Origin of the sequence: Planococcus liqunii (assembly GCF_030413595.1) — a bacterium.
Lineage (GTDB): Bacteria > Bacillota > Bacilli > Bacillales_A > Planococcaceae > Planococcus > Planococcus liqunii.
Window position 1 is genome coordinate 648639 of sequence record NZ_CP129238.1, and the last position, 24671, is coordinate 673309.

General features: G+C 47.6%; 23 protein-coding genes. 13 read left to right on the forward strand and 10 right to left on the reverse strand.

Features of this window, described 5'->3' with window-relative positions; genetic code table 11:
• Positions 1 to 8: 8 nt before the first annotated feature.
• On the forward strand, positions 9 to 1646 hold the full coding sequence (locus QWY22_RS03340) for a thiamine pyrophosphate-binding protein (protein ID WP_300983050.1): 1638 nt from the start codon (positions 9 to 11) through the stop codon (positions 1644 to 1646).
• Positions 1647 to 1735: 89 nt separating this feature from the next.
• Here QWY22_RS03340 and QWY22_RS03345 read toward each other — a convergent pair whose 3' ends face one another.
• Complete coding sequence (locus QWY22_RS03345) at positions 1736 to 2389, reverse strand: hypothetical protein (RefSeq protein WP_300983051.1); 654 nt, start codon at positions 2387 to 2389, stop codon at positions 1736 to 1738.
• Between the two features lie 408 nt (positions 2390 to 2797).
• Between QWY22_RS03345 and QWY22_RS03350 the strand changes: the two genes are divergently transcribed.
• Together QWY22_RS03350 and QWY22_RS03355 are read left to right on the forward strand one after the other, a co-directional pair.
• A complete protein-coding gene (locus QWY22_RS03350) occupies positions 2798 to 3244 on the forward strand; it encodes a DUF4385 domain-containing protein (protein WP_036802264.1) in 447 nt (148 codons plus the stop codon).
• Between the two features lie 144 nt (positions 3245 to 3388).
• The gene (locus QWY22_RS03355; protein ID WP_300983052.1) at positions 3389 to 4276 is read left to right on the forward strand and encodes a TIGR01777 family oxidoreductase; all 888 of its coding nucleotides are present in this window, start codon (positions 3389 to 3391) and stop codon (positions 4274 to 4276) included.
• 52 nt (positions 4277 to 4328) lie between these two features.
• On the opposite strand, the gene QWY22_RS03360 is transcribed toward QWY22_RS03355, so the two are convergent.
• Positions 4329 to 4793: a GNAT family N-acetyltransferase gene (locus tag QWY22_RS03360; RefSeq protein ID WP_300983053.1), complete on the reverse strand. Its 465-nt coding sequence runs from the start codon at positions 4791 to 4793 to the stop codon at positions 4329 to 4331.
• An 84-nt stretch (positions 4794 to 4877) separates the two neighbouring features.
• Positions 4878 to 5669, reverse strand: a complete 792-nt coding sequence (locus QWY22_RS03365; RefSeq protein WP_300983054.1) for a DUF817 domain-containing protein — start codon at positions 5667 to 5669, stop codon at positions 4878 to 4880.
• 165 nt (positions 5670 to 5834) lie between these two features.
• Between QWY22_RS03365 and QWY22_RS03370 the strand changes: the two genes are divergently transcribed.
• Complete coding sequence (locus tag QWY22_RS03370) at positions 5835 to 6611, forward strand: alpha/beta fold hydrolase (protein WP_300983055.1); 777 nt, start codon at positions 5835 to 5837, stop codon at positions 6609 to 6611.
• A 423-nt stretch (positions 6612 to 7034) separates the two neighbouring features.
• Here QWY22_RS03370 and QWY22_RS03375 read toward each other — a convergent pair whose 3' ends face one another.
• A complete protein-coding gene (locus QWY22_RS03375; protein WP_300983056.1) occupies positions 7035 to 8966 on the reverse strand; it encodes an alpha/beta hydrolase family protein in 1932 nt (643 codons plus the stop codon).
• A gap of 175 nt (positions 8967 to 9141) precedes the next feature.
• Between QWY22_RS03375 and QWY22_RS03380 the strand changes: the two genes are divergently transcribed.
• Positions 9142 to 10326: a CDP-glycerol glycerophosphotransferase family protein gene (locus QWY22_RS03380; protein WP_300983057.1), complete on the forward strand. Its 1185-nt coding sequence runs from the start codon at positions 9142 to 9144 to the stop codon at positions 10324 to 10326.
• A 68-nt stretch (positions 10327 to 10394) separates the two neighbouring features.
• Here the strand turns inward: QWY22_RS03380 and ytvA are convergent, their stop codons facing one another.
• Positions 10395 to 11177, reverse strand: coding sequence for a YtvA family blue-light photoreceptor (ytvA, locus tag QWY22_RS03385; RefSeq protein WP_300983058.1), 783 nt, complete (start codon positions 11175 to 11177; stop codon positions 10395 to 10397).
• Positions 11178 to 11313: 136 nt separating this feature from the next.
• Positions 11314 to 12072, reverse strand: coding sequence for an SDR family oxidoreductase (locus tag QWY22_RS03390; protein ID WP_300983059.1), 759 nt, complete (start codon positions 12070 to 12072; stop codon positions 11314 to 11316).
• Positions 12073 to 12213: 141 nt separating this feature from the next.
• Here QWY22_RS03390 and QWY22_RS03395 point away from each other — a divergent pair, with 141 nt between their 5' ends.
• Complete coding sequence (locus tag QWY22_RS03395; RefSeq protein ID WP_300983060.1) at positions 12214 to 12786, forward strand: TetR/AcrR family transcriptional regulator; 573 nt, start codon at positions 12214 to 12216, stop codon at positions 12784 to 12786.
• A 256-nt stretch (positions 12787 to 13042) separates the two neighbouring features.
• Positions 13043 to 13828 carry a TerC family protein gene (locus QWY22_RS03400; RefSeq protein WP_300983061.1) on the forward strand — a complete coding sequence of 262 codons (786 nt, stop codon included), beginning with the start codon at positions 13043 to 13045 and terminating at the stop codon, positions 13826 to 13828.
• Positions 13829 to 13948: 120 nt separating this feature from the next.
• On the opposite strand, the gene QWY22_RS03405 is transcribed toward QWY22_RS03400, so the two are convergent.
• Positions 13949 to 14173, reverse strand: a complete 225-nt coding sequence (locus QWY22_RS03405) for a hypothetical protein (RefSeq protein ID WP_300983062.1) — start codon at positions 14171 to 14173, stop codon at positions 13949 to 13951.
• 343 nt (positions 14174 to 14516) lie between these two features.
• Here QWY22_RS03405 and QWY22_RS03410 point away from each other — a divergent pair, with 343 nt between their 5' ends.
• The 3 genes from QWY22_RS03410 to QWY22_RS03420 all read left to right on the forward strand — a co-directional run bounded on the left by QWY22_RS03410 (position 14517) and on the right by QWY22_RS03420 (position 18009).
• Positions 14517 to 15218: a Na-translocating system protein MpsC family protein gene (locus tag QWY22_RS03410; protein ID WP_300983063.1), complete on the forward strand. Its 702-nt coding sequence runs from the start codon at positions 14517 to 14519 to the stop codon at positions 15216 to 15218.
• A gap of 151 nt (positions 15219 to 15369) precedes the next feature.
• The gene (locus QWY22_RS03415; RefSeq protein WP_300983064.1) at positions 15370 to 16392 is read left to right on the forward strand and encodes a potassium channel family protein; all 1023 of its coding nucleotides are present in this window, start codon (positions 15370 to 15372) and stop codon (positions 16390 to 16392) included.
• A gap of 141 nt (positions 16393 to 16533) precedes the next feature.
• The gene (locus QWY22_RS03420) at positions 16534 to 18009 is read left to right on the forward strand and encodes a protein adenylyltransferase SelO (protein WP_300983065.1); all 1476 of its coding nucleotides are present in this window, start codon (positions 16534 to 16536) and stop codon (positions 18007 to 18009) included.
• Between the two features lie 47 nt (positions 18010 to 18056).
• Here the strand turns inward: QWY22_RS03420 and QWY22_RS03425 are convergent, their stop codons facing one another.
• On the reverse strand, positions 18057 to 18638 hold the full coding sequence (locus QWY22_RS03425; RefSeq protein ID WP_053166132.1) for a biotin transporter BioY: 582 nt from the start codon (positions 18636 to 18638) through the stop codon (positions 18057 to 18059).
• A 278-nt stretch (positions 18639 to 18916) separates the two neighbouring features.
• Here QWY22_RS03425 and QWY22_RS03430 point away from each other — a divergent pair, with 278 nt between their 5' ends.
• The 3 genes from QWY22_RS03430 to QWY22_RS03440 all read left to right on the forward strand — a co-directional run bounded on the left by QWY22_RS03430 (position 18917) and on the right by QWY22_RS03440 (position 23107).
• The gene (locus tag QWY22_RS03430; RefSeq protein ID WP_300983066.1) at positions 18917 to 19192 is read left to right on the forward strand and encodes a hypothetical protein; all 276 of its coding nucleotides are present in this window, start codon (positions 18917 to 18919) and stop codon (positions 19190 to 19192) included.
• Between the two features lie 88 nt (positions 19193 to 19280).
• A complete protein-coding gene (locus tag QWY22_RS03435) occupies positions 19281 to 20906 on the forward strand; it encodes a glycoside hydrolase family 13 protein (protein WP_300983068.1) in 1626 nt (541 codons plus the stop codon).
• 218 nt (positions 20907 to 21124) lie between these two features.
• Positions 21125 to 23107: a penicillin-binding transpeptidase domain-containing protein gene (locus QWY22_RS03440; protein WP_300983069.1), complete on the forward strand. Its 1983-nt coding sequence runs from the start codon at positions 21125 to 21127 to the stop codon at positions 23105 to 23107.
• Between the two features lie 260 nt (positions 23108 to 23367).
• Here QWY22_RS03440 and QWY22_RS03445 read toward each other — a convergent pair whose 3' ends face one another.
• Both QWY22_RS03445 and QWY22_RS03450 read right to left on the reverse strand, forming a co-directional pair.
• Positions 23368 to 23823, reverse strand: a complete 456-nt coding sequence (locus tag QWY22_RS03445; protein WP_300983070.1) for a site-2 protease family protein — start codon at positions 23821 to 23823, stop codon at positions 23368 to 23370.
• 189 nt (positions 23824 to 24012) lie between these two features.
• Positions 24013 to 24447 carry a WapI family immunity protein gene (locus QWY22_RS03450; protein ID WP_036802312.1) on the reverse strand — a complete coding sequence of 145 codons (435 nt, stop codon included), beginning with the start codon at positions 24445 to 24447 and terminating at the stop codon, positions 24013 to 24015.
• Between the last annotated feature and the right edge of the window lie 224 nt (positions 24448 to 24671).

Below are 24671 nucleotides of genomic sequence, written 5' to 3' on the forward strand. Positions count from 1 at the left end.
TTTATAAAATGAAAGCAGTTCGCTCAGTATTGGAGTATTTGCAAGGCATGGGAGTTAAACACGTATTCGGTATTCCAGCAGGTTCCGTCAACGGATTTTTCAATGAGCTTTACGATATGCCAGAAATCACACCAGTTGTCACGAAACACGAAGGGGCTGCCGGCTACATGGCTGCTTCTTATGCCAAATACAGCAATCAATTGAGCGTCTGCATCGGCAGCAGCGGCCCAGGAGGCACAAACCTTGTCACGGGCGCTGCAAATGCCATGCGTGAGCATTTGCCTGTCTTGTTTTTAACAGGTGCAGTCCCGGTGAGTACAATGGGCTTGAACGCCTCTCAGGAATTGGATGCAGATCCGGTATTCAAATCGGTCACCAAATACAGCGTAACGGTTACCGACAGCAAAGACTTGCTGAAGGAAATCGTCAAAGCGGTAGAAATTGCGATTTCCGGCGTACCGGGGCCCGTCCATGTGGCCATGCCAATCGACATTCAGCACAGCCCAGTAGGAGAAGTGGAAATTCCAGCCCCAATAAAGCGGGAAAGCATGACGCCGGATCTTGAAGCGATTAAAAAAGCTGCGAAGGAAATCGCACAAGGCCAGAGCGGCTACATTTTTGCAGGGCAGGGAGCACGGAATTCTACGGAAGCACTGATTGAACTGGCTGAGTTGCTCGAATGGCCGATCATGGTTTCGCCGCAGGCAAAAGGAATTATCCGCCACGACCATCCGTTGTTTGCCGGAATTTTCGGGTTTGCCGGAAGCGAAAGCGCCTCAACCTTGATGAACGAAGGCGATGCCAACACTCTCCTTGTAGTCGGTTCAAGCCTCGGGGAAACAGCGACAAACAATTACAACGCCAATATGGCGAAAGATCGTTTCCTTGTTCAATTGGATTTTGATGCATCGGTCTTTAACCGCAAATACGAAGTGGATGTGCCGGTTTTAGGGGATATTCAATTAAGCCTGGTATTTTTGATTGAAGAATTGAAGGCGCTTGGGCTAACAGCGAAGCCGCTGAAGCCGCTCGAAGTGGCGGAAACAGCAGGGGAGCTTGAAGAATACAGCACGAAAAATGTTTTGCTGAAACTTCAGGAATATTTGCCGGCTTCAACGCGCTACACCATCGACATCGGCGAATTTATGGCGTACGTTATCCACCATATGAAAGTGCTTGATGAAGGGACGTTTGACATCAATGTCCATTTCGGAGCTATGGGAAGCGGGCTTAGCGCGGCGATCGGCTCGAAGTTTGCAGAACCGGAGCGCCCGACGGTAGCGATTACGGGAGACGGCTGTTTCTTTATGCACGGCATGGAGATTTTGACGGCGAAAGAATACAATTTGCCGATCTTGTTTGTGGTCATGAACAACGCCCGCCTTGGCATGGTCTACCACGGACATGCGCTGCAGTTCAAACGGGTGCATGCGGCGTTTGAGCAGGAGCCGATTGATATTTCAGCAATGGCAAAAGCGATGAACATTCCAAGCTACCGTGTGGACGGTATGGACGACTTGAATCCGGAAGTTCTTGAGAACCTGATGAACATGAACGGCCCGGCAGTCCTGGAAGTGGCGCTTGTCGACAACAACACGCCGCCAATGGGCGACCGCGTGAAGTTCTTATCCTCGTTCGGAAAATAAAAGAAACGCCAATCAGCGGGTGAGTGCTGCCTCTGGTTATTATAGTTGGATAAAGTAAATCCCCTTTTCGAATTGAAAAGGGGATTTTTCTATAAATCGGTATAAGATGCTTGAATGGTTTGATGGATGGCGCCCATTGTTTGGCGCTTAAATGGATCTGGCACCGATTGGCCGCTTGGATTGGCGTAGTAATACGCGCCAATTTCTTCGTCATAAGTGAAGCCCAAATTGCGCAAAGCTTGCTGCAGGTCTTCCGGCAGCTGCTGCGTTCCGGTTTTTTCGATAAAATAAGGAGTCGGAATCACTTTTACATCGATGTCGTTTTTTCCGGTATGCACAATGAACAAATCTTTTTCGTTTTGGACGATCCACTGGTCTTTGGAATAAAGCGAAATGCGCCGCTCATGCAATTGCGAAATGCCCTCCAGATTGGTGCCGAATATATGGTTCAATAAAGCGCGGACTTCTGGTCCTGTTTGCGGTTTGCGGCTCTCTTCTATGTATAGATCCACTGCAGCGGCAGAAAGGTCGCTTGTATTTGGAACCAGAGCGGTGACTCGCTTTTCAAAGTCCTTGTCGAGCAAAGGGGCTTTAGACAAGTCCAAGCCATAAACTTCACGGATGACGGTACAGATGGTTGGGCCGTCAATCTTTTCAGTTGACGCGATGCGTTGGTCCATCCATGCTACCTTTGTCAGTGCCGGTGCATCTTTTTGGGGGGAATCGGAAAAAATCTTTTTCATGTTTTTACTCCTCCTTTTAAACAAATAATCATAGTTTTCCTATTCATTCCATTATAGCTCATACATTCCAGTAAAAATATTCCTCTTTTCAAGAATTGAAGTATAGCTAATGTTGTCTGAAAAGAGTACGAATCAAGCAGTAGAACAGCAGGCGCGGAAGGTGTCGAAACGAAGGCACAATTGGACTTCCTGCGGGAAAAGAAATGCTGCGAAGTCCAAGGCTACTATTTCAGCAGGCCCCTGCCAGCATTACAAATGTCCAAGCTATTAAACCGGCAATTTTCATTTGAACAATGAAAAAAGCAGAACCCATCCGGAAATCCGGCTAGGTTCTGCTTTTTTGTTTTAATTGGGAGGTGCATTTTCTATTGCAAAAAGGGGTATAAAAAGCCAAAGGAGTGAATGTCCATGGCTTTTGATTACGACCTTGACTATGAAAATCTGGATCTCAGAAAACATCCCGAGCTGTACCGAGTCGGCAAAGGCGAGCAGGGCGTACTGTTGGTGGAACCGTATAAAGGTGAGATTTTGCCGCATTGGCGCTTCAAGACGCCCGAGATTGCACAGGAATCCTGCGACAAAATTTACGAGATGTTTGAGGAGTACCGCAAACAAGATGATTTTGTCGGCATGGACATGGCGCGGAAGTTCATCCAAATGGGCTATACACGTGCCCGCCGATACACCAATTACAAAGGCGGACGCAAATACAACGAAGACAGAACGATTAAAGAACGCCAAATCGATCCGGTCAAAGCGGAGTCGGCGGCCATTTTCAAAAAGAAATGGGACGAAATTCGGGAAGACGAAGATTATTTGCGGCGCAAAAAAGAACACCAGAAAAAGTATGGATAAAGGCTGCAGGATCAGCCTTTTTTCTATGCCCGGCACTTAGCAATTCCAGGCGGAGTTTATTTTCCAAAGTCCCGGTTTTCGGGAATCTTGTTTGCGGCTTCTGCGTCCTTTTAACTAATAACAGAGAAGAAATGGGGAGACAATTTGAAAAAGAAAGTGGTAATCGCAGGCGGCACCGGATTTATCGGCCAATACTTAGAGAAGCAGTTCCAGGAACAAGGCTACGAAGTGCTGATCATCTCCCGCCAATCAAACCAGATTTCATGGAGTGATTCAAGCGGAATTGTAGCGGCATTGGAAGGGGCGGAAATGCTTATCAACCTTGCCGGCAAGTCGGTCAACTGCCGCTATACTGATGAAAACAAGAAAGAGATTTTGGAATCACGGACCGAAACGACGCGCCTTCTCGGCGAAGCTGTAGAATCATGCGAAAACCCGCCGCCGCTATGGATCAATGCCAGCACAGCAACGATGTACCGCCATGCAGAAGACCGGCCGATGACAGAAGAAAAAGGCGAAATCGGCAGCGGCTTTTCTGTGGAAGTCGGCCAGGCATGGGAACAGGCCTTTTTTGCTTTCCAGCTGCCGAAAACCCGCCAGGCAGCTCTTCGCCTCGCCATTGTGCTGGGAGATGAAGGCGCTATGGGGCCGTATAAAAACATGGTGCGCTTCGGCCTTGGCGGCAAGCAGGGGAATGGCAAGCAAATGTTCAGCTGGATTCATGTGGAAGACGTCTACCGCATTGTTCTTTTCTTGCAGCAACACGAAGAGTTAAGCGGTGTTTTCAATGCCTCGGCGCCCAATCCGGTTACCAACAAGGAATTCATGGAATCGGTGCGCAAAGTGATGCACCGCAGAGTTGGACTGCCGGCGGCAAAGTGGATGTTGTCAGTTGGCGCAGTCGCAATCGGCACGGAAACGGAACTGATCTTAAAAAGCCGGTGGGTGCTGCCGGAACGCTTGGAACGGGCCGGGTTTGAGTTTAAATACAAAATGCCGGAGCCGGCACTGCGCGAGATTTTAAAGAAATAATTAGTTTAAATAGCATTAGACAAAAGGAACTTCCCAATGGGAGTTCCTTTTGTCATTCCAATTGCAGTTTCATTCCTTCGTGTGTGGCTTTGAAGCCGAGCTGGCCATAAAAGCGCAAGGCATCTTCCCGCTGCTTGTCCGAAGTGAGTTGGACCATCCGGCAGCCGCGCTCTTTTGCCCGTTCGATTGCCCAGGAAATCATCTGGCGCCCGATTCCTTTGCCGCGGACAGAAGCTGCGGTCCGTACGCCTTCAATGGTCGCTCGCCAACTGCCCTGCCTTGCGATATAAGGCGTAAACGTAATTTGCTGGACGCCGACAATCACACCGTTCAGGCAGGCAACAATCAGTTCATTGTTTGGATCAGCTTCGATCGCTTCAAAAGCTTGAATATAAAAATTCGGCAGCGGCTGCTCAAAGCGTTCCCGTTCTTTTCCAAGTACATCGTCTGCGAGCATTTCCACAATTCGGTCGAGGTCTTCGCGTACAGCGTTTCTGAACTCTACAGCAGTTTCCATCATCCCACTCCTTTTTCTTCCATCGTACCTTACCTATCTCTATTCGTGAATTCGAAATTAAAGAAGCAAATACATAAGCTTTTCTTATGGCTCATTGATGGAGGGTTGATCTTTTACCCGATACTTCAATGAACTTTTCACCCGCTTTAATTGGGCGACAATGATGACGGAAATGATGACCAATAAAAACCACGAGCTGATTTTGCCGATATGGACGAGCGACCAGGCAGCTTGCTGGTTAGGGTATTGCCAGGCGTCAAGAAACGTTGTGAGGTTTTCGGCTATCCAGATAAAGAAACCAATCAGCAGGAACGACAGGATCAGCGGCATTTTGTAGGTGCTTTGATAGATTCGGAACGTCACAGCAGTCCGGAAGAAAATCACGAACAGCAGCCCTTTTAAAATCCAGCGGAAATCGTAAGTGAAATGATGGGTGAAGAAATTGGCGTAAATTAAAACGGAAATGGCGACGGTGAAGAACGGTTTGGGCCAATCGTAAATTTGGAGGTCCATCCGCCGCCACGCCTGGCAAATATAACTGGCGACACTGGCATACATAAAGCCGCTATAGAGCGGGACGCCGAAAAACTTGGAGTAGGCTTCTTCGGGATAACTCCATGAACCCATATGCACTTTGTACAGTTCAAGCCCGAGCCCGATGACGTGGAACACACAGATTACTTTAAATTCATCAAGGGTTTCCAGTTTCGAGGCCAGCATGAATACTTGCGCGGCCATGCACACAAGCAGGATGAAATCGTATCGGGGGACAAATGGAATTTCAACAAACTTTGATAAAGCGAGTGCGGCAAAAATGATGACTGGAAAAAGACAGGACAGTGCTTGAAGATAGCCGAAGCGCAAAAAGTTTCGCATGTGAATGCTCCTTTCCGTTTCTGGAAGAAAGATTTTACATTGAGACGAACGGGCTTCGCTTCATGTTTCCCAGGTTCTCAAAAAAGAGGCTTGATTCACAGAAAGCGGGTATAGAACAAAAAGATGTACAGTGATTATTACAATTTGTAAAAAGGAGGAAATAGCATGCCAGAATTTAATTCAAACGGCGTCCGCTTGTATTACGAGGAAACAGGGGACGGCGAACCGCTGCTTTTGCTGCATGGGTTAGGCTCAAGCCATTTTATGTTCAAGGAAGAGATGGAGCATTTCAAAAACGGCTACCGCACCGTTGCCCTCGATTGCCGCGGGCACGGCCAATCCGATCGGCCGGCCAAGTTCACGCTTAATGACCATATTGAAGATGCCGTAGCACTGCTTGACCATTTAGGCATCGAAAAAGCCCACGTGATGGGCGTGTCGATGGGCAGCTATATTGCCCAGGGCTTAGCGCTTTCGCATCCGGACCGAGTTGGAAAACTCATCTTGGTCGTTTCAAAAGCCCACGGGAAAACTTCGTCCACACAGGAAATGCTCGTCCGCTATGCAGATGAGCTGGAAGGGATCCCTGAACAAAAGCAAATGGAACACTTGTACAAATATGTCTTTCATAACTTGCCGGCAATTCAAAAATGGCAGGAAGAAATGCTGAAACTTGAACCGGAATTGTCGATTACCGAAATGGCAGCGGCAAACAAAGCCATGGAAGGGTTTGATTTTCGGGCAGCACTGCCGACTGTAGTTGCTGAAACCTTAGTGATTAGCGGCTCCCATGATGGATTGAATCCACCGGTCAGAGGGCAAGAGCTGGCTTCGCTTATTCCAAATGCAGAATTTGTTGAATTCGAACAGTCGGGCCATGCCCCAAATGTTGAAGAACCGGAGAAGTATTTAAATATAGTGGATGATTTCCTTCGAGAGTAACCGGTCTGGACTTATTCAAAAAGCGAAATAGATTGACACTCTTCCGTATTTGCTTTACTGTTAGAGACGCGATGAGCTCGTTTGCGTAAGACGACCAGCAATCCTTCATTGGAACACGTTGTGGAGCGTGGCTAGGACGCCGCAAATTTATCGAGACCACTTTGCCTTCGGGCGAAGTGGTTTTTTAGTTGATTTATCTAAGGAATCGGCTATGTCAATATACAGCATGGTCGAACGTGGCGAAACAGGTTTTCCGGATGCGAAAAATAAAATACGCTCAGCGATGGCAGAAATACGCACAGCAAACGATAAAATACGCACAGCAAGTGAAGAAATACGCTCAACAACGCTTAAAATACGATTCCAGCAAAAAATACATAGAAGAAAACGGAGCGGCCCAAATTCCTTGGACGCTCCGTTTTTTTATGGCCTTAAGTTTTCAATTGGTACCGGTTCGATGGCATCGGCCGGTTCAAAACCGAAAATTTGGCTATAGAAATACAGCTCGGCTTCAATCGAACGCTTGATGTTTTCTGCCATGCGGAAACCGTGGCCTTCGCCTTCAAATGCCAAATAAGCGACAGGCAACCCTTTTTTCCTTAAGGCATCAACCATCAGCTCTGCCTGATTCGGCGGAACGATTTTATCTTCGAGCCCTTGCAGAAAAATGATCGGGCAGGACAGCTGATTCGTGAAATTGATGGGTGAGCGGTCGTAATACACTTGTTTCGCTTCCGGGAACGGCCCGATCAAGCCGTCCGCATAGCGGGATTCCAATTTATGCGTTTCGGTGGCGAACACTTCGAGTTCACTGATGCCGAAATAACTGGCGCCTGCGCGGTAGACGTCCGTGAAGACGAGCGAGGCCAGGGTCGTATAGCCGCCGGCGCTGCCGCCGACAATAACGGCGCGGTTGCCGTCAACTTCATCTTGCTCCACCAAGTACTTTACGGCATTCGCCGAATCTTCCACATCAACTATGCCCCAATTGCCTTTCAGGCGCTCCCGGTATTCCCGGCCGTAGCCGGTCGAGCCGCCGTAATTGACGTCGACTACCGCAAATCCCCGGCTTGTCCAATACTGGAATTCCAAGTTCAAAGCGGAAGTGGCGGCACTTGTCGGACCGCCGTGGACCGTTACGATGAGCGGCGGCTTCTCGCCTGGTGGTGCGGTGTAATGCGGATTTTTCGGACGGTAATAAATGCCGTGAGCCGTCTTGCCGTGAGCTGTCGGAAATTCAATCGTTTCCGGAATCGACAAATAGTTTGGATTCAAGTCCAGATCTGAAGATACTTTCACGTCCTCCATACGGCCATTTCTATCCATTCGTATAATGCGCAGCGGATCCATGGGCGATGCAGCGAGAAAGGCGGCTTCGCTGCCATTGCCATGAATGGAAGAAAATACAGTAAAGCGGCTGTCGACCGGAGCCAAATTGCCGGTTTCAAGGTCGATCTTCGCCAGTCGCCGGTTGCCGTTTTGTGAATAGGAAGCAAGCACCGTCGAGTCGTTCAAGAAATCATAATCCGACCGGCCGAAGATCCAGCTCGGCCCGCCAAATTCCGCTTCCATAGGGCACACGGCTTCCACTTCGCTGCCGTTCCAGCGCATGAGGTTCCACCAGTTGCTTCGGTCGGACAGGAAGTAAAGCACCCCGTCCGGTGACCAGACCGGCTGCAAAATGGAATCAGCAGATCCGCCGGCCACCATACGGGCATTGCTTAGTGAACCATCGTCATTTAAATCAGCAAGCCACAATTGGGTTTCATCCCATGGCATGTTTGGGTGGTTCCACGTCAAATACGCCAGTTGTTTTGCATCCGGACTGATCCGTGGATTGGAATAAAAATCATTGCCGGAAGCGACAATCCGCTCATTGCTGCCGTCGAGGTCTATGACGACAATGGTTGTTTCTGCGGAAATGGTGGATTTGCGGTGGTCTTCGCGTATCCCGTACAAGCGCCCGCGTGAAGCATCAACTGCCGCATCGGCGTAGCGCAGATCCGGCTCCGAAGTGAGTGCGTGGAATTGCTTTTCCCCTTTTCGGACATACAGCAGATTGTCATCAAAATTCGAGAAGTACAAATGGGATTGATGGACGATAAACGGAGCGCCGCCGTATTCGTGGACGCGGGTGCGCACATTGAAAGGCGCAGGCGTCAGTTCTATCGTCGACCCGTCTGGAGTTCTTTTCATGACCGTATTGCGTCCGCCTTCCATTGGAAGTTGTTCAACCCAATAAAGGTCCGGTCCGTCCCATGCCACACTGAGTAGACCGACAGTATCTTGGGTTAGCAAGTCCGGTGCAATAAGTGATTTCCAGCTGCCGTACGGCGAAGTTGCAGGTTGGCTCATATCTTTATTCCTCCTTGGCAAGTAAACTTCTTTCGATGTTATTTCTTTATTTTACCAGCCAATCTGTCAGAATTGGTGAAAAATTTGAAGGTAATATCTTCCTTTTTTCGTAGACAGAAAGCGGGAAGTGTGGAAGAATAGAGCCACAATCCCGATAGAGAAAAGAGGGGGCTTTATGGAGCTGAAGGGGTACGGAAAAGGCAGCTGGATATCGGAAAATTTTAAAGTTATTGCGGCGTTTCTCGCGGCTAAACTATTTCCGAATACAAGCGGCAAAAAAATTGTGCTGGTCGGCGGCAATCTGGGAGAAAAATACGAAGACAACGCCGCGGTGCTGCACCGGTATTTAATCGATCATTACGCGGATGAGATGAGCATTTACTGGCTTTATGACCCGAACACAGCTTATGTAAAAGAACAGAACATCCCAAATGCCATTGCGCTCGGAAGCTGGGAAAACTATGTGCTGTTTTTCCAGGCGGACTATTCGTTTCACAGCCATTCGATTCTTTACGACCTTGCGCCTTTTGCGCCACATTTTCTGCCTTTGAACGACAAAACAGTCATGACACACGTCAGCCACGGCATTGAAGGATTTAAAAAAATTCTGATCCAGAAAGAAGACCTGCCGCAATTAGAGCGGACGGATTTTTTCAATTGCGCCTCGCAATTCGAACGGCGGATCAAACGGAATGAATGGGGAATCCCGGAAGAAAAGCTGATTGTGACCGGCTTTCCGCGTTTTGACCGGTATCCGGCGGATCAGCCGGCCGAACGCGTCAAACGGGTGCTGGTAATGATGACGTGGCGTGAATGGCTGCTCGAATCCGGCTCCAAGGAATTCGAACAAAGCGATTACTATCTCAATACGTATGGGCTGCTGCAGCATGGCGGCATCCAAAAACTGCTGGAAGAACAGGACATGGAAGTGACGGTTGCACTCCATCCGTTCATGCAGCGCTTTGAAAAGCATTTCGAAGAAATTTCAAGCGGACGGATCCGCTTTGTGGCTTTTGAGGAACTGTCCATTTCCAAAGCCATTGAAGAAAACGACATGCTGCTGACCGATATCACAAGTGTATCCTGGGACTTCCTTTATTTGAACAAACCGATTATCTTTTATTTGTTTGACCAGGAAGACTGGGAAACGAAGCGGGGAATCTACTTGGATTTGAACAAAGACTTGTATGGCTATAAAGCGAAGACAGCAGAAGATGTTTACGGATTTTTGAAAGAGATCACCGAAGGCGTTAATTACAACAAATGGTACAGCATGGCACCACAGTTTATCGACTTTTTTGACCAGGACAATTGCAAGCGGCTTACCGATCGAGTATTTGGAACAAAACGTATAGAATAAAAAAAGCCTCCAGGTGGATGCATTCAGCAAATGCACATACTCGGAAGCTTCTTTATTAATGAAGGGAATCAACGGATTCCGTTTTGTGAAAATGCCATAGCTTGCTGAATCGATGAAAAAGTCAACAACGGGCGGCTCTGGTCCTGAAGTGTGCCCAATTCGCGCGCAGCTTTTGGGGAAATGCCGGTGACATACAAATGTGTGCCCATCAGTTTCAGGACATCGCGGATGCTCAACAGCCCTTCCAGCGGAAATCCTTCTTCCCAATAAAGTCCGGTGACATCAATCATAACGTGTTCAATCCGTTCTTTTTGCACATACAGGCTCAATTTCGAAATCAAAAGGTCAAAGCGGTGGTGAGTCATGTTGCCGATTAAAGCGACAGCCGCCACATGGTCCTGCAGAGACAGGATTGGCAGCATAATCTGTTCAATTTCCAATTCTTTTTCGGTCAATTCCTGGCGTTGGTTGTGTTCCAGCGTGACATCGGTTTGGGTACCGATAAAGTAAAGAGCGCCCATGACTTCAACGGGTTCAATGTGCAGGCGGTTCCAGAAGAGAGATCCGTCCTTGCGGTAATTCTGCAGCGTGACCGTTACGCTTTCTCTAGCTTCGATCGCCGTTCTGATTTTCTGGCGCTCCGTGGGATCTGTTTCTTTTCGCTGGAGGAAACGGCAATTCCGGCCCAATACTTCGGATTGCTGGTAACCGGTCATTTTTTCAAAAGTTCGGTTTGTGTAAATGATCGGGTTGTCATCCTGTGAAGGGTCGGTTACGATAGTGGCTACATTGCTGCCATCCACCATAGCCTCAAGAAGCGTAAGTTGTTCTTCAAAAGCTAAAGTTTTCATCTGAATTACCTCCACCAAATCTTGCCTTGTTTAATTGCTTATTTATCGTAGCATAACAGCCAGAAAAAACCAAAAACCTGCCTGAACGAGAAAATATCTCTGTTCAAGCAGGTTTTTTTAGTGGAGCTCATTTCAATCAATAAGAAGTCCAGCCGCCGTCGACTGTCACGACTTGGCCGTTTACAAAGCTTGCTTCATCGGATCCGAGGAATACCGCCAAGTTCGCAATTTCTTCCGGTTGGCCGACGCGCGGGTTCAATGCCATGCCCAGCTGCTGGCGGCCCATGCCAACTTGGCTGATGTTGCTCATGCTGCTGCCGATATTGGTCGCAACTGCTCCAGGCGCAATGCCGTTCGTGCGGATGTTTTTATCGCCGTACATGAATGCGGTGTTTTTCGTCAAACCAACGACTGCATGCTTGGAAGCTGTGTAAGCTGCTCCTGCACGCCCTCCGTAAAGGCCGCCGGCAGAAATATTGTTGACGATGGCGCCGTGCCCTTGTTCAAGGAACAAGAGGATTGCCAAGCGCATTGTGTGCATGACTGCTGTTGTGTTGACCGCAAAAATACGGTCCCAGCGATCGTTTGAAATCTCGCCTACTGGCTCCATGCCGTCCATGATGCCGGCGTTGTTTACCAGGATATCCAGTTTGCCGAATGCCTGTTTCGTTTCTTCGAACAACTGGTTGATGTCTTCTTCCGAAGTAACGTTTGTTTTCACAGCAATCGCTTCAGCCCCTGTTTCTTTAAGCGCATCGGCTACTGCTGTTGCCCCTTCAAGATTCAAATCGGAAACGACGACTTTTGCGCCTTCTTTTGCATAAGCTTCTGCAATCGCTTTTCCCATTCCTGAAGCCGCACCGGTTACAATTGCAACTTTGCCTTCTAATCTCATTATGAAAACCTCCTGAATTTTTATTGAACATTTGTCTAATAAAAAGTATAGTAGAGAAAATGAATAGCTTCAATAATCAAATAAATTTATACTGTTCATTAAACAACAGATTTTGTGAATTTGTTTATTAAGGGGATGGGAATGCTGAAAAGTGATTTGCGGATAACAAAAACCAAACAGGCATTGGAAGAAGCACTGCTGACTTTATTGCAGGAAAAGCCGTTGAAGTCCATTTCCATTACAGAAATCTGCCGGCTCGCCAAGATCAACCGCGGGACCTTTTATCTGCATTATGGCCAGATTGAAGACTTGTTTGAGGAATATTACAAGGAAATCATGAAAGACTTAACCGATTCGTACCAGGAGCCTTATCGGCATGTCGACATATTAAATCCGAGAGAACTGAACCCCTCGACCATTCGGATTTTCCACCATATTGAAACGTACAAAAACTTTTACCGCATTGTCTTTTCACGGACCGTGCCAATGTCTTACTATTATCTCCTGTTCAATCAAGTCCAGGATTTGCTGAAACGCGATATGGAGCTTACGTTGAAGACATCAGTCGATCCGGCGATGCTCAGCGCTTACCAGGCAAACGCCATACTGGGGCTCATTATTGAATGGGGGCGGAATGATTTCCAGCAACCAGCGGAAGACATGAACCTGCTGCTGGTCCGCATTTTGAACATCCAAACGGAAAGCCGCCAGTAAGCGGACGCACGAGAGTTTTGGATTTCGACATATATTCGTTTCCACCAGGTACAAAAGATGTTATAGTAAAGGTACAACTCAATAGTCTTTGACTTTATGTCAAGGGGGAGTAGCTGTAGGGAAACCTATTTCACAGTCGTCATTACATGGTTCGTAGCCATCGGTTGTGATAGCAATCAATTTTGCTTAGCGAGACCTTTGCCTTTTATTAGGCAAGGGTCTTTTTTGTTGGCAAAAAACACAAGGAGGATGAAAGATGGAAGCAATTTTATTGGAGTACGCTTGGGTATTACTGGTTTTAGTTGGATTGGAAGGGCTTTTGGCTGCCGATAACGCTGTCGTGATGGCAGTTATGGTGAAGCATTTGCCGAAAGAGCAACAGAAAAAAGCATTATTTTACGGATTAGCAGGGGCATTCATATTCCGTTTTGCCGCTTTGTTCATGATTACGTTGTTGGTGAACATTTGGCAGATTCAGGCACTTGGGGCCGCGTATCTATTATTCATCTCGATTAAACACATTTACGATCAGCGAAAAAGTGAAACAGGGCATGCTATTGACGTGGAACCAGAACCGAAAAAAGGTTCAGGTTTCTGGATGACAGTGTTGAAAATTGAACTGGCGGATATCGCCTTTGCAATTGACTCGATGCTTGCAGCGGTAGCACTTGCTGTTACCTTGCCGCATTTGAATGTATTCGGAATGAATGATATTGGCGGCATCAACTCCGGGCAATTCTTCGTTATGCTTGCCGGTGGATTGATCGGTGTAATTATTATGCGATTCGCTGCACACAAATTCGTTAAGCTCCTGGAAACATATCCACAGCTGGAAACAGCCGCTTTCGTTATTGTCGGATGGGTAGGGGTCAAACTTCTTGTAATGACGTTGTCACACGAAAAACTAGGCATCTTGCCGCATGACTTCCCGCACTCGACGCCATGGACCATCACGTTCTGGGTTGTATTGGTCGGCATCGTCGTTGTCGGAGCATTGCTTGGTGTTAAAAAGAAAAAAGAAGAAGAAGCTGAAGCTAAATAAGCAACAAAATGAAAGAGCCTGCTTAGGTATCCAAGCAGGCTCTTTCATTTTGTGGTTTTTATCCACTAAGGTGAACTTGCCGTTAAAAGAGGAAGGAAATTGGATGGAACGGAAAGGCAGCTAATGCGCTGAATTGATAAAGCTTTCCTCATGATGCACCATCAACTGTACAGACGTGCAATGCGGGCAAATACTATACCCTTTTTGAATTTGGAGCGACTCGATGTAAACAGGGCAGTCCTCAAATTCACGTTTTTCGATCGGTGTCGTTATAAATCCGCACCGGTCTCCGGCATAGACGCGTTGATGAATCGTTTTTGTTGCATGATCAATTAAATATTTCATTTCCCACACTCCTTTCTAAAAGAAAAGGCAAGGTATTCTATGGGTGTCTTATTCTTAGCTTACAGAAGCGCTAAAGAAAAGAGTAGTGCCGAAAAGTCTATTTTTATCTGAAAAATCAGATTTCATTTTGTGTAAAGGAAATAAATATGAGTTTTATTAAGTCCTTTTACCTAATTCAGAGTTGCTCCAAATATCCATTTAAGCGGAACCAACAATTCAGTACCAGGATTTTGCTTTCTGTTGAATTAGAACGAGTTAATGAAATGAGTATCTAGTCGGCTCCGATTCCTTTATAATGGGGCTAACTTAGAAGAACGTTTTCTTAAAGCAAGGGGGCTTTAGAATGGCAAAAGAAAAAACGCTGGAATCGGAAATCGGCAGCTATTTTTCAAACTTGCTGCGGACACATTTTGGCAAAGGGCCAACTTCGGTTTACGTCACAATTGCGGAACCTTTTATCACTGTTCATTTTCGCGGGTTTATTTCGCCGATGGAGCGGGTGCTGATCAACCAAAAAGAATATCAGCGGATATTGGAAACCCGGGATTTAATGATGGATGAGTTGAAACCGGATATCATGCTTGAACTCAGCAAGCATTTGAACAACGATGTACAAGAATTGTATGCGGACTGGAATCTTGAAAAAGAAACCGGCATGATTATCAGTGTCTTGAACGGTGATGATTCCGAAGGCTCCATGCCAGTTCCGGAGGATATAGATCTAGAAGCTTTCCGTGGAAAAATCATTGAAGCGAGCAACAAGGCGCAAAAAGCTCCAGGCAGTACCACCATCTATTGGCTGAGCGACCGGACGATTGTCGTGCGGCGTACGGAAATTTTGGTGGAGATTGAAAAGGCGCTGATCAAGAATGGATTTGAAGAACAATTGAAATTGGCTAAACGCCCGCTTGAGCAGCAAATGCTTCAGAAAGTAGGATTGGAAGCCGCCTTGAATCGCTCCATAACCGAAACTTTTTTGGATTGGAATTTTGAAAAAGACTTAGGCTTTACCATTTTTTTATTGGAACCCTCAAAAGCAAAATGAAACGGGTCAATGATTGCCGGCATGCAGAACCTTCTGCATGCCGGCAATTTTTTATGCGAAAATCTTCGGATATTGTTAGTAATTCCGAAAGAAAAGGTATAACACTAATACGCCAGGCTTGAAAGCGAACGGCCGATTAGGAGGGTAAGATATGTTCGAGCTAATGAAAAGGGCCGTCAAAATAAATACAACCAAGTTATTGATTTTTACAGCAATCTTTTATGTGCTTTCTGCGTTTATCATTCATTACCTTGAACCGGAGGAATTTCCCACGCCCTTTATTGGGTTCTGGTGGGTCATGACGACCGTCACGACCATCGGGTACGGCGATTATGCGCCGCGCACGGTTCCGGGGATGCTGTATGGCATGTTTCTGTATTTGTTCGGCATCGGATTGATCGGGGTCATTCTTGGGAAAATTGTAGATGCGTATTCTTATTTTAGGAGGATGAAAATGCGGGGGAAATTGGATTACAAAGGAAACAATCATTTTCTGCTGATTGGCTGGTCCAAAAGTGTCCAGAAGACAGTGGAAGAAATACTGGCGAATAAAGACATTGAAAACGATGTCGTGCTGATCGATCATTTAAAGGAATCACCGTTCATACATGAACGGTTCCATTATATCCGCGGCAATCCGACCGATATGGACATCCTGCAAAAAGCGAATATTGGCAAAGCCAATTCCGTATCGGTATTTGCTTCTGAAAACGAAGACGAAGTGACAACTGACGGAAAAACGCTGTTGGTCGCTCTGGCAATCGAGGAATACGCAGAAGCCCGGAATATTGAAATCTATACCATTGCTGAAATTGTCCACGAAGCCCATATCCGGATGTTTCAATACGCCAAGGTTGATGAATTCGTGCTGTCCACGGAATCGTTTCCGCATTTGATGACAAAGGCTTTGCTGCACCACGGTTCCAGCCGGCTGTTTATGAACTTGATTAGCCATGCCCACGGCGAACATATGTGGGAAATCAAACCGGATCCTTCCTGGAAAACGTACGAAGACGCTTTCGAATCGTTGCGGCGCCAAGGAGCCAATTTAATCGCGGACGGCAACGACCTGAGCATCATCCGCCGCATGCACGATGCCATTCCTCCTGACTCCCGCCTGTATGTTATCTGCGATGAAGAAACGTACCGGAAACTGGAGCTGGCCCCACTTTGAGCAGAGAAAAGGCATCTTTGCCCCCTGAAAGGGTATAGTAAAAAGAGAAAAGGCATATCTTAAAGGATGCCTTTTGACGGAATACATTCCTCAGGCATGTGATGCATCATATAGTATGAAAAAAGAAAGAAGGGACATCCTATGACACAGCGACCCGAAAAAACGAAAACCGGCTGGAAGCTTGAAAACAGTTACGCCCGACTTCCGCAAGTGTTTTTTACCCGTCTCCGGCCGGATCCGGTGCAGTCCCCGAAACTTGTGGCGTTCAATGAACCGCTTGCAGAAACACTTGGGCTCCCTATAGAAGATCTGAAAAGCGACAGCGGCACAGCCATTCTGGCAGGCAATGAAATTCCGGAAGGTGCATTTCCGTTGGCTCAGGCCTATGCCGGCCATCAATTCGGCTTTTTGACGATGCTTGGCGACGGTCGTGCCGTACTGCTCGGTGAACAAATCACACCGGGCGGCGAACGCTTTGACATCCAGCTGAAAGGTGCTGGACGCACCCCTTACTCGCGAGGCGGGGACGGACGTGCGGCACTTGGGCCGATGCTCCGCGAATACATTATAAGCGAAGCGATGCACGGCCTCGGGATTCCAACGACACGCAGCTTGGCTGTAGTTGCAACAGGAGAAGAAATCCGTCGCGAAACCAGTCTGCCGGGTGCTGTACTGACCCGCGTAGCAGCCAGCCATTTGCGTTTTGGCACTTTCCAGTACGCTGCCGGAGTAGGCGATATAGACAAGATTCGTGCGCTTGCGGACTATGCGATTGAGCGCCATTATGCGGACGTGGACCTTGGCGATAACCGTTACCTTGGCTTTTTCAAAGAAGTGGCGAAGCGCCATGCTTCGCTTGTGGCAAAATGGCAGCTCGTCGGCTTTATCCACGGCGTCATGAATACCGACAACATGACGATCAGCGGCGAAACCATTGACTACGGCCCTTGTGCCTTTATGGACGCGTACGACCCGGCAACAGTCTTCAGTTCCATTGACCACCAAGGGCGCTATGCTTACGGCAACCAGCCGCAGATTGCCGGCTGGAACTTGGCGCGCTTTGCGGAAACAATGGTTCCGCTGTTCCATGAAGATTCGGGAGAAGCGGTGAAACTGGCGCAAGCGGTATTGTCCGATTACATCAAAGCCTATTACGCGCATTGGTTGACCGGCATGCGTGCGAAGATTGGCTTATTCAACGAAGAAGCGGAAGACGAAGTGCTGGTGGCCGATCTGCTCAATTTAATGAAGGAGTACGATGCGGATTACACAAATGCTTTCCGAGCGCTGACGCTTGGTGAATTCGAAGAAACTTCGCTGTCCGGGAAACCGGAATTTAACGAGTGGAGAGAACAATGGGAAGCACGGCTTGCACGCCAAGACCAGTCCATGGATGAAGTACGCCAGTTGATGCGGAGCCGCAACCCGTCCATCATTCCGCGGAACCACCGGGTGGAAGAAGCACTGGATGCCGCTGTCCAAAGAAGCGACTACAGCGGCATGGACCGGCTGCTGAACGTACTCTCCAATCCATTTGCTTATTCCGAAGAACAAAAAGAGTACACGAAATTGCCGCCGGAAGCGCCTGATTCTTATCAGACATTCTGCGGAACATGATTATATAGAAGAAAAACGGCTAACCCGGGGTGGGTTAGCCGTTTTTTTTAGTTGTATTTCTGGATGATCGGACGCAGGCGGAAGGCGAAGAGTCCGGCCAGCACGGAAAGGATCAAGTCCTTTGGCAGCGGAACGGCCATCCAAGCCCAAGCCATCTGGTAAGTAAAGCCTTCGGGTGCAGCGAACCAGAGTTTGTAGGCCGCATACATCCAGTTGGTGCCGAATCCGTAGTTGATGACCAGGCCGACCAGCGCTGCGACGACAAAGCCGGTGCGGGTAGGGAATTTCTTGGCGACCCAGCCGCTTGCCAGTGCAATGAGCACAAACGAAACGATGAAGCCAAATGTCGGGCTGATGATGGTGTCCATGCCGCCTGAGAAGCCCGCGAAAACCGGAACACCGGCAAGCCCGATAAAGGCATAGACGATCATCGCGAATGCGCCTTTCCGGCTGCCAAGCATGATGCCCGCTAAGATGGCAAAAAAGGTCTGTAGCGTAATCGGCACACCGCCGATGATAAGGAATGCGGAAATGTTTGCCCCGACGGCCATAAGCGCCGCGAACATGGCGATATGTATTAAGTGCAAAGTCTTGGTATGATTGGACGTTCTGGATGGAGCAGTTGTCATCTTTTTCCCTCCGTTGTTTGGACTAAATTCAGTATAATCAAACATAATATTTGAGTCAACTTAATTTTGAAATAGGTTAACACAAGAATTAATAAATTTTATTTATCTTGAATTAAACCTCTAAGGAGGAATGGGATGCCTTATTTGTGTTCGAATTAGCAAATGTTCACTAATTCGTGCGAGAGGGAGGCGCCTGGTGGCTGTTGAAACGTGATACTATGACAAACGGTGAAATTAAGAGCAGTTCAGCACAGGAAGATTTTTGGTGATTGGACTGAATGGATCAACTACATAGCACAGGATTAACTGAGTCAAGAGAAGAAGGTTTTGGAAAAGTGGCAGTGTGTGTTTTGTATAAGAAACGCCTAGTGATTCAGAGTTTTTTTGAAACGGAAAAACGTAAAAGAAATCCAAAAAAAAGTTGTTTTTTAGCCATAAATATGTGGTTTAAGGCGCATATCCTGTGGGCAAGCGGGTATGTACTAAAAACCAATAAAATCACTGCTGCTGCCGCTTGGAATTGTTGCAAAGACCCTGGAAAACACAAAAAATAAATGGAGGAAACGGGGCGCGAAACTAGTTTTTAACCTACGCGGTTGATCAAACGCGGATTGTGTGATCGTTTTTAAAGGAGTCAGCGATATGAACAAAAAATGGTGGAAGGAAGCAGTTGCTTATCAAGTGTATCCACGAAGTTTTAAAGATTCGAATGGCGATGGGCTCGGCGATTTAGCAGGTGTGGCAAGCAAGCTCGATTATTTGCAGGAGCTCGGCATCGACGTCATCTGGATTTGCCCGATGTACCAGTCACCGAATGATGACAATGGCTACGACATCAGCGATTATCAGGAGATTTTAGACGAGTTTGGGACAATGAAGGACTTTGACCATCTGCTTGAAGAGGTACACAAGCGCGGCATGAAACTCATTATTGATCTGGTCATCAACCACACAAGCGATGAACATCCCTGGTTCCAGGAATCCCGTTCATCAAAAGACAATCCAAAGCGGGACTGGTATATTTGGCGGGACGAACCGACCAACTGGGAGAGCATTTTCGGCGGACCGGCCTGGGAGTATGACAAAGAGACGAAGCAGTACTACCTGCATTTGTTTTCCAAGAAACAGCCGGACTTGAATTGGGAGAACCCCGAAGTGCGAAAAGCGTTGTATGAAATGGTGAACTGGTGGCTGGACAAAGGCATCGACGGCTACCGGGTAGACGCCATCAGCCACATCAAAAAGGAATTCAGCGACATGCCGGACGATGCTCATCGGGCGTTTATCCCGGCTTGGGAAAAAATGATGAACGTCGAAGGCATCCAGCCGCTGCTTGCTGAACTCCGTGATGAGACATTTGCGAAATACGACATCATGACGGTTGGAGAAGCAAACGGCGTCCATGTCGATGACATTGATGAATGGATCAGCGAAGAAGACGGCAAATTCAATATGGTGTTCCAGTTTGAAGATATGGGGTTGTGGAATGCCGATTCGAAACACGGCGTCGATGTCCGCAGGCTGAAAGAGATCCGTTCCCGCTGGCAAAATGGCGTGGAAGGCAAAGGATGGAATGCACTGTTCATTGAAAATCACGATAAGCCCCGCATGGTTTCGACATGGGGCAACGACCGGCAGTACTGGCGTGAAAGTGCCACGGCCTTCGCTTGCATGTACTTTTTCATGCAAGGCACACCGTTCATTTACCAGGGGCAGGAAATCGGCATGACCAATGCGCCGTTCGAAGAAATCGAGCATTACAACGATGTGCGGACCCACAATCTTTACTTCTACAAACGGCAGACCGGCATGATGCATGATGAGGTCATGACGCTCATCAAAGCGACGAGCCGCGACCACTCCCGGACGCCGATGCAATGGGACGCAAGCCCGCACGGCGGTTTTTCGACTGCAGAACCTTGGCTCCGGGCCAACCCGAACTACAGTTGGCTGAACATGGAAGCGCAGAAAAACGATCCGCATTCAGTGCTGTCGTTCTATAAACAAATGATCTGGCTGCGCAAGCATATGGAAGTGCTCGTATATGGCCGCTACGATCTTGTGGAAATGGGGCACGAATCGGTTTTTGCCTATACACGGCAAGACGAGCATGAAAAAGTCCTCGTTGTAACCAATCTGGGGCAGCATGCCTGCTGGTGGGACGAACCGGAAGACGGCACTTTATTGTTAGCCAATTATAAAGTAATCGATCCCAACCAACTGTACCCTTACGAAGCACGTGTTTATAAAGTGAAACTCAATCAATGAGGTTTTCCACTGATTGTTAAAGCGGGATAAAGTGAAAAAATGAAACAAAATATAAAGTAAGCTGTCCTATTGAAGGACAGCTTTTTTGCGGAGAAATAGATTTCTTTTGCAAAGTTTCATTCGTAACCGAGTTTATTTTTAATTGAAAATATAGTGATTTATTCTTTTTCTTATTCGGTAATTATTGGTAATATAAAGGAAGAACTGGAGGTCGGAAAATGAAGAAATACTGGGCAGCAATTTTATTAATCGGAGTGTTTGTGCTTTTGGCAGGCTGCTCGCAGCAGGCCACGCCGGAAGACCGGCTGGCGGCATATATCAATCATTGGAATAAAGGCGAGTATGCCGAAATGTATGATGGATTTTTAAATGACGGCACGAAACAGGCGTATGACAAAGCGCAGTTCGTGGACCGCCAGCAAAAACTGAAAAAAGACTTGGGAATCGATGGGCTGGAAGCGGCTTATACGAAACCGGCAGAAGATGCAAAATGGGAAGAAGAGCAGCCGGCGGATTTCCCGGTGCAGGTCAAAATGAACACACTCGCCGGACCGGTGGAGTTTGAAAAAACGATGACGCTTCTTCACGAGACGCAAGGCGAAACGGAAGACTGGTTTGTGGAATGGGATCCGTCATTCATCTTCCCGCAATTGGAAGCCGAAGACGAAATCCGCATCGACCGCATCAAAGCGGTGCGCGGAGAAATTTTGGACCGCACCGGAAAAGGAATCGCCATTAACGGCGGCGGCTATAATATCGGCATTGTGCCTGAGAAATTCACCGATGACACCAAAAAAGCCGAGCTTGCGAAACTGCTGAACCAGACGGTCGAACAAATCGATGCGAAGCTGGGGCAGGACTGGGTCAAGCCGGAATTGTTTGTGCCGCTTGCAAAAATCGCGCGCAACAATACGGAAGTGCTCGATAAAGCCATTGCCATTCCAGGTGTCGCGGCGCAGCAAGTAGCGATGCGGGAATATCCGTACGAAGAAGCGCTGGGGCATTTGTCAGGCTATATCGGCAGCATCACTGCGGAGCAATTGGAAGAGCGGAAAGATGAAGGCTACGCAGCCGGCGACCAAATTGGGCGCCAAGGCTTGGAGCGGACATTTGAAGAACAGCTCCGCGGCAAAGACGGAATGCGAATCTGGATCGACAAACCGGCAGAAGGCGTGGAGCCGATTACGGTTGCCGAACAACCGGTGACAGATGGCGAAAACATCACGTTGACGATTGACGCGGAACTGCAGAAAAAAGCGTTCGCTTCGATGAAAGGCGAACCGGGAACAGCGGCAGCGGTGAATCCAAAAACGGGCGAAACTTTGGCGCTTGTTTCCTCGCCAAGCTTTGACCCGAACGAATTCACACTCGGCATCAGCGGCGACCGCTTTAAGGAACTGGAAGCCGATCCATTGACACCGTTGTTCAACCGCTTTGCCCAGGCTTATGCACCGGGTTCGACTTTGAAACCGGTGACGGCTGCAATCGGCTTAGAAGCGGGGACCTTAAAACCTGCAGAAGGCTTGGAAATCAACGGCAAGTCGTGGCAAGGCGTCACGCGCCTGCATCCGGAAGCACCGAATCCGATTGATTTGAACAAAGCCTTGGTGTTCTCAGACAATATTTACTTTGCCCAGCAGGCACTCAAAATGGGCAATGAAACCTTTGTTGAAGGCTTGAAGAAATACGGCTTTGGCGAAGACATTCCATTTGCGATGAACTTGGAGGCTTCCCAAATTTCCAATGAAGGCAGCATCGATTCGGAAGGCCAGCTGGCAGCGACTTCGTTCGGCCAAGGACAGATGCTGACGAATATCCTTCATTTGGCGACGATGTACGAACCGTTCCTGACTGACGGCATCATGTACAAACCGACGCTTGTATTGGACGACAAAGATGCACAGGTGTGGAAAGAAGGCTTAATTTCAGCGGAAAACGCAGCGACGCTCCGCAAAGGCATGCGCAATGTAGTGGTTGACGGCTATGCGCAATCGGCGAACATTCCAGGCGCTGCGCTTGCCGGCAAAACCGGTACAGCCGAACTAAAAGCAGCCGGGGAAGAACGCGGCAAAGAAAACGGCTTTTTCGTCACGTACAACGAAGCTGATCCAACGCTTCTGCTTGCGATGATGGTTGAAAACGTCGAAGACAATGGCGGCAGCGATTACGTGGCCGGCATGGCGGCGGAAGTGTTTAAATAAGAGGGATGATTTTTCAGGCTGTCGAGAGCTTCTCGGCAGCCTTTTTTATATTGAATTGAAAACGTGTTTGTAACCAACGCCGATAGAAAGTCCAGAAACGCCGATAAGAATATGAAAAACGCCGTTAGAAAACCTGAAAACACCGATAGAAAACTTAAAAACATCGATAAAAACAGCCAGAAACGCCGATAAAGGGTTGGGACGTTGGCCACCGAGTGTCCGGATCCACCTTTCAAACTTCTATACAGAAAACATAGTTGTCAATTCGCAGCCTTTTTATAGAGCATCACTAGTTTTCGTCCATCAGTTTCACCGGCAATCGTAGTAAGCGGAATCAGATTAATCACGACGTTCAAGTAAGACACAAATATAAAACTGTCTAAATAATGGCGGAAGACCCCGAACTCGTATCCCGTAGCCAGGTCTAGGGCAAACGCCGAACCTAAATTAAAAATGACGCCGCCTAGAAAAAAGAATGCTTTTTGATTTTTGCTCATCACATCAATATTGCTGGGAGTCACGCTTCCGCCTGCAAAATAGGCGTTTTTAATATGGAACTTGTTTTTCTTCCATAGCACATCCCCGTTTCCGATACTAAATTCGTGGATTTCTCCGCCAAATAGCTTAAGGAAAAAAGCGTGGCCTGCTTCGTGAATAAGTGCAATAAAAGGAAAAATCAGCAAAGCAATCACAACAAAGTTAATCAAAAAATCCATTTCTGCAACTCCCTTTCGCTTTTTAAGGACAGGCATCTATCTTTTATGTTTGGAAAATACTTGAAAGTTTCTTATCCTTATACGTTTTTATGAAAGAATAAGTTTCGCTTGTTCTGGGTCAGATACAGAAAGGCAAACAAAAGAGCACTGCAGCATGCAGTGCTCAGAAAATGTTTCATATACAAATCTTCACCGAACTTTTCCCACCACCGGATAAGCTTCAAGCACTGCATCCACTTCATCGATCAAAATCCGCAGGTAGCTTTGGTCGGAGGTGAAGGTGCAGGACAGTTTGGCGCTGTCACCTGCCGGAAAGCGGGTCTCCAAGTTCCAGATGATCTTGCCGAGTGAATTCATCGTGCCGGTCAGATGGATATAATCATCCAGGTTTTTTAAAGTAGCGGTTCCTTTTAAGGCCTCGTTCATGTCGCGCAGCTCATCAACAAATTCCTTCAATTCATTTGTTCGGAGGTCTGCTTCAAAATGCGCGGTGTATCCAGGGATCTCCAGATGGATGCGGGAAGCGATCCAATTGGCATCCCAGTAATCCCGGCTATTCGGGTAATTCCGCTGCAGTACTTCAATCTCCAATTTCGTTTTGTCACCCAACACAAGAAACTTCAATCTCTTCACCCCGGTCATGATAACTGTTGTAACTTAAGTCTATCAATAATGCACAGAAAAGAGTATCGAAAGAAAAAGAAAAAAGTGGAGAGCCAATAAACCGGTGAATGAAGTTTGAAAACCGATTCAACTTTTTGACTCTCAGGATGGATAGGAGTAGATTTAAGCTATCGAAAAAGATGGTTCGAAATGGAACTGTTCGAAAATGGAAGGATGAGCGTGGC